Below are 8,921 nucleotides of genomic sequence, written 5' to 3'. Positions count from 1 at the left end.
GCCCGCATGGCCTCGGCCGCCCGGAGCGCGGCCGAGGCGGGGCTCGCCGGGCTGCTGATCGCCCCCGGACCCGACCTCACCCACCTCACCGGATACCGCCCCACCGCCGAGACCGAGCGGCTGACCCTCCTCGTCCTCGCCGCCGGGCGGGACCCGGTGCTCGTCGTACCCGCCCTGGAGGCACCCGACGCGGCCAAGGCCCCCGGAGCCGCCGCCCTGACCCTGCGCGACTGGGCCGACGGCACGAACCCGTACGCGCTGACCGCGCCGCTGCTGGACCTCCGCGGCCGCTTCGGGGTCAGCGACAATACCTGGGCCCTGCATCTGCTCGGCCTCCGGCGGGAGTTGCCCGACACCTCCTACGAGGCGCTGACCGACTGCCTGCCCATGCTCCGCGCCGTCAAGGACGCGCGGGAGCTGGAGCGCCTCGCCGCGGCCGCAGCCGCCGCCGACGCCGCCTACGCGCAGATCCTCCACCTCCCCTTCGCCGGCCGCAGGGAGACCGAGGTCGCCGCCGACCTGGCCGCCCTGCTGCGCACGCACGGCCACTCCCAGGTCGACTTCACCGTCGTCGGCTCCGGCCCCAACGGCGCCGACCCGCACCACGAGGCCGGCGAGCGCGTCATCCGCCACGGCGACACGGTGGTCCTCGACTTCGGCGGTCTGCGCTTCGGCTACGGCTCCGACATCTCCCGCACGGTGCACGTCGGCGAGCCCACCGCCGAGGAGCACCGGGTCCACGACATCGTCCGCGAGGCGCAGCAGGCCGCCTTCGCGGCGGTCCGGCCCGGTGCCGCATGCCAGGAGGTCGACCGGGCGGCCCGAGCCGTGATCACCGAGTTCGGCTACGGCGACCGCTTCATCCACCGCACCGGCCACGGCATCGGCGTCACCACCCACGAGCCGCCCTACATGGTCGAGGGCGAGGAACAGCCCCTGGTGCCCGGCATGTGCTTCTCCGTCGAGCCGGGCGTGTACCTGCCGGGCCGGTTCGGCGTCCGCATCGAGGACATCGTGACCGTCACCGAGGACGGCGGGCGCCGCCTGAACAACGCCCCGCGCGAACTCGCCGTCGTCGAGTAGCCGACACCGGCGCGCTCAGGGGCCGAGGACCACCGCCGACTCTCCGGGCAGGTGGATCCGCCCGTCCGGCCCGGGGTGTTCGAGCGGCTCCCAGGACGCCAGCACCCGCACCCCGTTGCGCCCCAGCGCGATCGTCACCGGCTCCGCGGAGAGGTTCACGGCCACGCGCACGTCGCCCCGCCGGAAGGTCAGCCAGCGCCGCTCCTCGTCGTGGGCGACCCGGACCGCCGCCAGGTCCGGGTCGCGCAGGTCCGGGTGCGTGCGGCGGAGCGCCACCAGGGTGCGGTACCAGTCCAGCAGGCGGGCGTGGTCGGGCTGTTCGGGCTCCGACCAGTCCAGGCAGGACCGGTCCCGGGTCGCCGGGTCCTGCGGGTCGGGGATCTCCTCGGCCTTCCAGCCGTGCGCCGCGAACTCCCGGCGCCGGCCGCTGCGCACCGCCTCGGCGAGCTCCGGGTCGGGGTGGTCGGTGAAGTACTGCCACGGGGTGCGGGCGCCCCACTCCTCACCCATGAACAGCATCGGGACGAAGGGCCCGGTCAGTGCCACCGTCGCCGCGCAGGCCAGCAGCCCGGGGGAGAGCGAGGCCGACAGCCGGTCGCCGAGCGCCCGGTTGCCGATCTGGTCGTGGGTCTGGGAGTAGCCGACGAACCGGTAGGCCGGGGTCCGGCGGTGGTCCACCGGCCGGCCGTGCGTGCGGCCCCGGAAGGAGGACCAGGTCCCGTCGTGGAAGAAGACCCGGGTCAGCGTCTTGGCCAGGGCGGCCAGCGGCGCCTCGGCGAAGTCGGCGTAGTACGCCTGGGATTCACCGGTCAGCGCGCAGTGCAGGGCGTGGTGGAAGTCGTCGTTCCACTGGGCGTTCAGGCCCAGGCCCCCGGCGGCGCGCGGCGTGGTGGTGCGCGGGTCGCACCGGTCGGACTCGGCGATCAGGAACAGCGGCCGGCCGGTCTCCGCGGCGAGCGCTTCCACGGCCGCGGACAGCTCCTCCAGGAAGGTCAGCGCCCGCCCGTCGGCCAGCGCGTGCACGGCGTCCAGCCGCAGCCCGTCGACGCCGTAGTCGCGCAGCCAGGCCAGCGCGCTGCCGGTGAGGTACGCGCGCACCTCGTCGGAGCCGGGCGCGTCCAGGTTCACCGCGGAGCCCCACGGGGTGTGGTGGGTTTCGGTGAAGTACGGGCCGAAGGCGGGCAGGTGGTTGCCGGAGGGCCCGAGGTGGTTGTGGACCACGTCGAGGACCACCCCCAGCCCGGCCTCGTGCGCGGCCGCCGTGAACCGGGCCAGGCCGGCCGGGCCGCCGTACGGCTCGTGCACCGCCCAGGGCGCGACCCCGTCGTAGCCCCAGCCGTGCCGGCCGGCGAAGGAGCACACCGGCATCAGCTCCACGTGCGTGACCCCGAGGGAGACGAGGTGGCCGAGGCGGTCCGCGGCCGCGTCGAAGGTGCCCTCGGGGGTGAAGGTGCCGACATGGAGCTCGTAGAGGACCGCGTCCTGGAGCGGGAGGCGCGGCGGCGCGGGCCGCGGGGCCAGGGCCTCGAGGTCGACGACGGCCGACAGCCCGTCGGGTCCGTCCGGCAGCCGCCGGCCGCGCGGGTCGGGCCGCGCGGTGGTCTCCTCGTCCAGGAGGAAGCCGTAGCGGCTCCCGTCCCCGGCCGGGGCCTGCGCGGTCCACCAGCCGTCCCGGTCCGGATCGCGTGCCATGTCGTATGTCGCGTCGTCGAGTCGCAGGGCGACCCGGCCCGACAGCGGTGCCCACACCTCGAACTGCACGGGCGGTCCCCTCGTCTCCGGCGGTGTCCAGCGTGCTTATCGTGCCCATCATCGCGGGCATGCCGGGGGAGTTCTGGACACTCTGCCCCCGCCGGGCCGACAATCACCCTGTGACGTCGAGTTTCGAACTTCCTGCCTTCCCCGCGCCGCGGCTGTCCGACGCCGAGCGAGATCGTGTGCTGGGCCAGCTCAGGGAGGGCGCGGCCCTCGGCAAGCTGTCCCACGACACCTTCCTGCGCCGCATGGAACTCGCCCTGGTGGCACGCCGTTCCGAGGACCTCGCCGTCCTGACCGCCGACCTCCAGTCCCGGGACACCGCCGAAAGCCCGTGGACCCGTCGGCTGTTCGGCTGGGTCGGCCGCGTCTCGGCGGTGTCCGCCGGAGTCCGGCGCGCCTGGCACGCCGAGCGGCTGCCCAAACTGCTGCTGCCGCACCCGAGCGCGGCGGCCCTGCGGATCGGCCGCGACCCCGGCAACGGGCTGCGGCTCAGCCACGAGACCGTCTCCCGCATGCACGCGGAACTGAGCCTGCGCGACGGGGTGTGGGTCCTCAAGGACCTCGGCTCGACGAACGGGACCAGCGTCAACGGCCGCCGGGTGACGGGATCCGCGGTCGTCCGCGACGGCGACCAGGTCAGCTTCGGCAACATGAGCTTCCGCCTCTCGGCGGGTTAGGACGCGTAGCCGTGCGGTACGACGGGGCCGGGGCGTCGAGTTGCGCCCGGCGGACGCGGCGGCCGGTTCCGGAGCTCACGCCGTTCGTGATCCGCGTGGAGGGCGTACCCGCCCGGTCCCGGCGCTGATCGCGGGCGGCGGCGGGGAGCGCCCCGCCCGCTGCGCCCCGGCGGAGCCCGGGCAGCCCCCGGCCGCCCGGCCGGGGGAGCGACCGCGCAGGATGGCGGTCATGGGAAACACGCCTGTCATCCGCCGCGCCCGGGTCGGGGACCTGCCCCGGCTGGTCGAACTCATCCACGAGCACGTCGCGTACGAGCAGTCGGCCCCGCGCCCCGCGGACCTCGCCGCGCGGCTGGGGCCGCGGCTGTTCGCCGAGGACTCCCGGCTGTGGGTGCTGCTCGCCGCGAACGCCGACGGCACCGTCGCCGGATACGCCGCCTGCTCGGCCGAGTTCGCCTTCTGGGACGCGCGGGACCACCTGCACATGGACTGCCTCTACCTGGCGGCCACCGCCCGCGGCCAGGGCCTCGGCGCCGCCCTGATGGAAGGCGTGGCGCAGCTGGCCCGCGAGCTGGACCTGGAACAGGTCCAGTGGCAGACCCCGGACTGGAACGAGGGGGCGATCCGCTTCTACGACCGCCTCGGCGCCGCCTCGAACCCCAAGCTCCGCTACGCCCTGCCCGTGGAGCGGTCGGCCGCGACGAGCTTGTCGTAGGCGGCCAGGACGGTCCGGGACTGGTGCTCCACCTGGGTGGCCACCGGGATCCAGCGGGCCCCGAACCGCGCCGCGAACTCCTCGCACCACCCGGTGACCAGCCGGTCCAGGCCGGGCGCCGCCGGATGCCCCTGCGCGCGCAGCACCCGCAGCAGCATCGCCGCCGCGCGCAGCGACAGCCGCCGCCCGAAGGCGTCGATGCTGGCGATGTACGCGGCCGTGGCCTCGGCGGGGGCGCCGGCTCCGGTCCACTCGGCGGTGATCCGGGGGATCAGGGCGAGTGTCCAGTCGACCGCGCGCAGCAGCGGGGCCGCGGCCGGGTCCTCGTACGCGCCCGGCCCCGGTCCCGGCCCCGGCCGGTCCCGGGCCCCGGCCCGTTCGCGGGCCGCGCCGACGAGCGCGGCGTCCGCGGCGAGCCGCCCGGCCAGCATGCGCAGGGCGCCGCGCGGGTCCGGGTGCGGGGCAGGGTCGTCCACCAGGTCGGAGGCCCACATGGGGACTTCGACGATCGCGGTGGTTCCCTCGTACCGGTGGGCGTGGTACCAGGTGCTGAGCCGGGTGTCCTCCGGGTGGAACGCCCCGGCGGCCTCGCTCCCCGGCTGCGGGATCACGAAGATCCCCGGCCCGGGGGAGGGCCAGCCGGCGGCGTCCGACGCCCCGTTCTCCACCGGGATGCGCAGCTCGGCGGCCGATTTGCCGAACGGCTCGGCGAGGCCCGGTATGTCCCGGGTGAGCTGCACCCAGGAGCCGCCGAGATCGGTGGCGTGCAGGGATACCTGGAGGACGGGCCGCAGCTCGTCGATGAGCGCGATCAGCGCCAGGGTCTCCGGCGGCAGCCGGTCCGCGGGCAGCAGGGACGGCGCCCACTCGGGCTGTTCGGGTCCGGGCGGCCGGTAGAACCCCCGGTGGTAGTCCAGCAGCGAATACGGGCGGGGCGTGCGGTGCAGGTCCGCCCCGTCCGGGTCGGCGCAGAGCAGGAAGTGCCAGCCGCAGCCCGCGCGTGGCGCCGGGTCGCGCAGGAGCCGGCGGGCGAGGGAGAGCGCCGTGGCACCGCCGACGGGCTCGTTGGCGTGCGCCCCGGCGACGACGAGGACGTCGCGGCCGTCCCCGCGCGCCGTGCCGGCCGTTCCGGCCGTACCGGCTGTGTCGGCTGTGTCGGCCGTACCGCCTGTGTCGACCGGGCCGTTCGCGCCGCCGGGCCCCGCGGTCGCCGCTACGGACAGCACCCAGATCGGCTGCCCGGCCCGCGAGGTGCCGGCCTGGCGGAGCCGGACCTCGCCGGGGTGTTCGTCCGCAAGGGCGCGGGCGGCCAGCCCGAGTTCCTGCGGTGTGGGGTAGCACATGTCACGGAGGAGAGTCACAAGGGATGCCATGCCCGCCTGGCCCGCCGCCTACTGCTGTACGGGCCCCACAGTTCCGCGGAACTCCGGCGAAAACCCTGGCCAAGGCTATGCCGAACCCTCTCGTGACCCCGCACGCCACCGCCGCGCCGCCCACCGGCCCGGGGCGGGGGGAAACCTCGCAAACCGGCTGCGGAAGATGATCACGGGATGCCACAGTCTCCCCATGCGCACTGACGAAGCCGGCGTGGAGGGCTCGGTCACCGACCTGGCACAGCAGCGGTGGGGAGTCACGCTGGGCGGAGGGTCCCCGGCGCGGTTCGCGGAGCCGGGATGGACCTATGCGGAGACCGTCGACCGCCGCTGTCCCGTGTGCGGGGGTGAACTGCACGCCCTGCGCAGACCGTACGAGTCCCAGGGGCGCACCTACCAGTACACGGCCCTTGTGTGCCCTGCCTGTCCCGCCGCCTTCACCCTCGCGGAGCTCGGGGTCAAGCGGTACGACCAGCTGACCGGCACCGTGCCCCGCCAGGCCGGGCCGGCGCTCACCCGGACCGTGGTCGTCAAGGGTCCGGGGGCGCGCCCGGACGGCGGCCCCGCGTGGCCGGAGGACCTGGTCGTGCCTGACGGGACCGAGCGGAGGGCCCTGTCCTGGTGGAAGGTCGCCGATCCTGCGTGGCGCCCGGCCGACGCCGTGCTCACGGCGGCCGAGGACGTGCGGGTGATCCTCCCCGAGGGCCAGGAGTACGAGGCGTTGCGGACGTGGCTGAAGGGGCGGGACGTCCCGTACCGGGGCAGCCGTTACTGGGAGGAGGCCGGTCAGGTCGGCACGGTCACCGACACCGGCGGCCGTGCGGAGCTGGTCGCGGTGGGTCCGGACGGAGCCTCCCCCGCCCCGGGACCCTGGGCGGTGGCGGCGAGGGACGCTTTCGCCGCCCAGTGGGACGCGCTGGAGGAGCTGCCGGACGGCGACGGCGACGCGTACGTGCCCGTCGGCGAGCTGGTGCCGGCGGAGTGGGCCCCGCTGCTGCCGCACCCGTCGTTCAACCCGGTGCAGGCCGCCGCTGTGCCGGTGGTGCTCGAGGGCACCGGGCATCTGGTCGTGGTCGCGCCGACGGGCGCGGGAAAGACCCCGATCGGGATGGTCGCGGCGCTGGAGGCGCACGCCCGCGGACGCAAGGCGGCGTGGCTGGTACCGCAGCGCTCGCTCACCGACGAGCTCGACCGCGAGTTCCGGCTGTGGCGCAGCCGTGGGCTGAGGGTGGTGCGTCTGACCGGTGAGGCCGCGGTGGACACGGAACTGATCCGGTCGGCCGACGTATGGGTGGCCACCACCGAGAAGTTCGAGGCGATCTGCCGCGCGGGATCGCTGCGGGACGCGCTCGCGGAGGTCGGCTGCCTGGTGGTCGACGAGATCCACCTGCTCGGCGACCGCACCCGCGGAGCCGTACTGGAGGCGCTGCTCGCCCGCGTACGGGAGGACAGCGAGGCCACCCGGATCGTAGGCCTGTCCGCGACGGTCGCCAACGCGGACGAAGTCGCCCGGTGGCTGGGCGCCCGCCTGGTCCGCACCACCTGGCGGCCCACGCGGCTCACCTGGCAACTGCCCCTCCTGCCCCCCGTCGACGAGACGGACTGGGCGAAGCGGGCAGCCGTCCGCACCGAGGCCGCCGTGCGCATCGCCCGTCAGGTCACCGGGGACGGTGGCAGCGTCCTCGTCTTCTGCGGCAGCAAGCGCCGCGTCCGGACCACGGCGCTCGCGATGGCCGCCGACCGGGGCGTACCCACCGCCGGGGTGGACGCCGACGACGCCGAAGCCGTGGAGCGCCTGTGCACCAAGGCGGGGGTGCGGCTGCACTACCGGGACTGGCCGTACAAACGGGAGTCCGAGCAGGCCTTCCGTGCCCGCGAGGCGGAGATCCTCGTCGCCACCTCCACGCTCGCGGCGGGCGTCAACCTCCCCGCCCGCGCGGTGATCGTCAGCGACACCACCATCGGTCTGGACCGCATCGAGGTGTCGATGGTCCAGCAGATGTTCGGACGCGCCGGGCGCATCGGCGCCGGAGAGCGCGAGGGCTGGGCGTTCCTGCTCACCGACCCGGCGGAACGAGCCCACTGGCAGGCGCGGTTGGCCGCCGGATACAGTGTGCGGTCGCGACTGGACGAGCACCTGGCCGACCACCTGCTCGCCGAAGCCGTGCAGGAGCGTGTTGCGACCCTCGAGGAGGCGGAGAGCTGGTGGGCCGGCACGTTCGCCGCCTACCAGGGGCACGACAGCGTGGAGCCGCTCCACGAGGCGGCACAGTTCCTCGCCGAGGTGGGCTGCCTGCGGGACGCCGCCCGGCAGGACCGCCTGGAGCCCAGTGCGCTGGGTCGGCTGACCAGTCGCTTCATGGTCGATGCCCGAGTCGCCGACGATCTCGCGACGGCACTGCAGCGGGCCCGAGTGCCCGAAGACCCGCTCTCGGCAGAGCAGTTGCTCGCGACGCTGCTCAGCACCCGCCTGCCCGTACTCGAACAGGCGCCGTTCACCGAGCGGGCGAAGGCTGCCCTGCGCCGAGTCCTGCGTGAGGCCGAGCACGCGGACGACGAGCCGGACAACCCCCGGAGGCTGGATCCGGCGAGGGAACCGGAGCCGGGTGAGGACGAGCGGCGGTCCCAGCCTGGGGACCTCGCCCGCGCGGTCCTGTTCCTCGCGGCGACCCGTCCGCGTCTCTTCCGCGGCCACCCCGCCTATGTCCTCGGTATCCCCGTGGACTCCATGACCGGCATCCTGGAGGAGGCCCAGCGCTACCTGGCCTGGCTCGGCGCGCAGGGCCCACTCGGCACGGTCCACCCCTGGGTGGCGGTCGTCGCCGCCGACCTCTCGCTCCGCATCCGCTGGCGCACGCTGGGGGTCGACCGAGGGGCCGGACGCCTCCTGTGGATGTGCGAGCGCATGGCCACGGCCCCGCTCGCGCCCGCCCTCGTCCCGCGTATGTGGAACGCGGCCCGGGCCCGCGGCATCGACGCGCCCGACTGGAACGGCACGACTGCGCCGGGCGACTGCGCGCTCTCCCCGGACCGCTACCTTGCCCTGCTCGCGGAGCGGGCCACCGGTACGCGCCTCGCCCTCCAGGAGGACACGGTCCGGGTATGGGCCCCGCCCGGATCGGCGATCCGCCTGTGGAACGGCGTGACCACCGCCATGCACGTCGCCGACGGTGAGGAGACCACGCTGCTCCTTCCACCGGCCGACCCGGACGACGCGTCGGCCGGGTGCTGTGGCGCGGCCGTCTTCACCCGCGGTGATCGGGTGGCGGCAGGGTGGCTCGGAGCGTACGCGGCCCTACGCGTCTGACCCGGGAG

General features: G+C 75.1%; 6 protein-coding genes. 4 read left to right on the top strand and 2 right to left on the bottom strand.

What is annotated here, in order from left to right; all coding sequences use genetic code 11:
• Positions 1 to 1,083 (top strand): aminopeptidase P family protein (locus tag AVW11_RS27600; RefSeq protein ID WP_076046356.1); only part of this gene is annotated, 1,083 nt, incomplete at its 5' end.
• A 15-nt stretch (positions 1,084 to 1,098) separates the two neighbouring features.
• Here the strand turns inward: AVW11_RS27600 and treZ are convergent.
• On the bottom strand, positions 1,099 to 2,844 hold the full coding sequence (gene treZ, locus AVW11_RS27595) for a malto-oligosyltrehalose trehalohydrolase (protein WP_076046351.1): 1,746 nt from the start codon (positions 2,842 to 2,844) through the stop codon (positions 1,099 to 1,101).
• A 110-nt stretch (positions 2,845 to 2,954) separates the two neighbouring features.
• Between treZ and AVW11_RS27590 the strand changes: the two genes are divergently transcribed.
• Together AVW11_RS27590 and AVW11_RS27585 are read left to right on the top strand one after the other, a co-directional pair.
• Positions 2,955 to 3,518, top strand: coding sequence for a DUF1707 and FHA domain-containing protein (locus tag AVW11_RS27590; RefSeq protein WP_030847798.1), 564 nt, complete (start codon positions 2,955 to 2,957; stop codon positions 3,516 to 3,518).
• Between the two features lie 229 nt (positions 3,519 to 3,747).
• Positions 3,748 to 4,233, top strand: a complete 486-nt coding sequence (locus AVW11_RS27585) for a GNAT family N-acetyltransferase (protein ID WP_076046355.1) — start codon at positions 3,748 to 3,750, stop codon at positions 4,231 to 4,233.
• Here the strand turns inward: AVW11_RS27585 and AVW11_RS27580 are convergent.
• Positions 4,188 to 5,576: a M14 family zinc carboxypeptidase gene (locus tag AVW11_RS27580; RefSeq protein WP_076046350.1), complete on the bottom strand. Its 1,389-nt coding sequence runs from the start codon at positions 5,574 to 5,576 to the stop codon at positions 4,188 to 4,190. The genes AVW11_RS27585 and AVW11_RS27580 overlap by 46 nt on opposite strands.
• A 223-nt stretch (positions 5,577 to 5,799) precedes the next feature.
• Between AVW11_RS27580 and AVW11_RS27575 the strand changes: the two genes are divergently transcribed.
• Positions 5,800 to 8,913, top strand: coding sequence for a DEAD/DEAH box helicase (locus AVW11_RS27575; RefSeq protein ID WP_240528279.1), 3,114 nt, complete (start codon positions 5,800 to 5,802; stop codon positions 8,911 to 8,913).
• Positions 8,914 to 8,921 lie beyond the last annotated feature (8 nt).

This window comes from Streptomyces amritsarensis (genome assembly GCF_001953875.1).
In the GTDB taxonomy this organism is placed as follows: Bacteria; Actinomycetota; Actinomycetes; order Streptomycetales; family Streptomycetaceae; genus Streptomyces; species Streptomyces amritsarensis.
The sequence above is the reverse complement of the archived record's forward strand: the minus strand, read 5'-3'. Positions and strand labels throughout refer to the sequence as shown.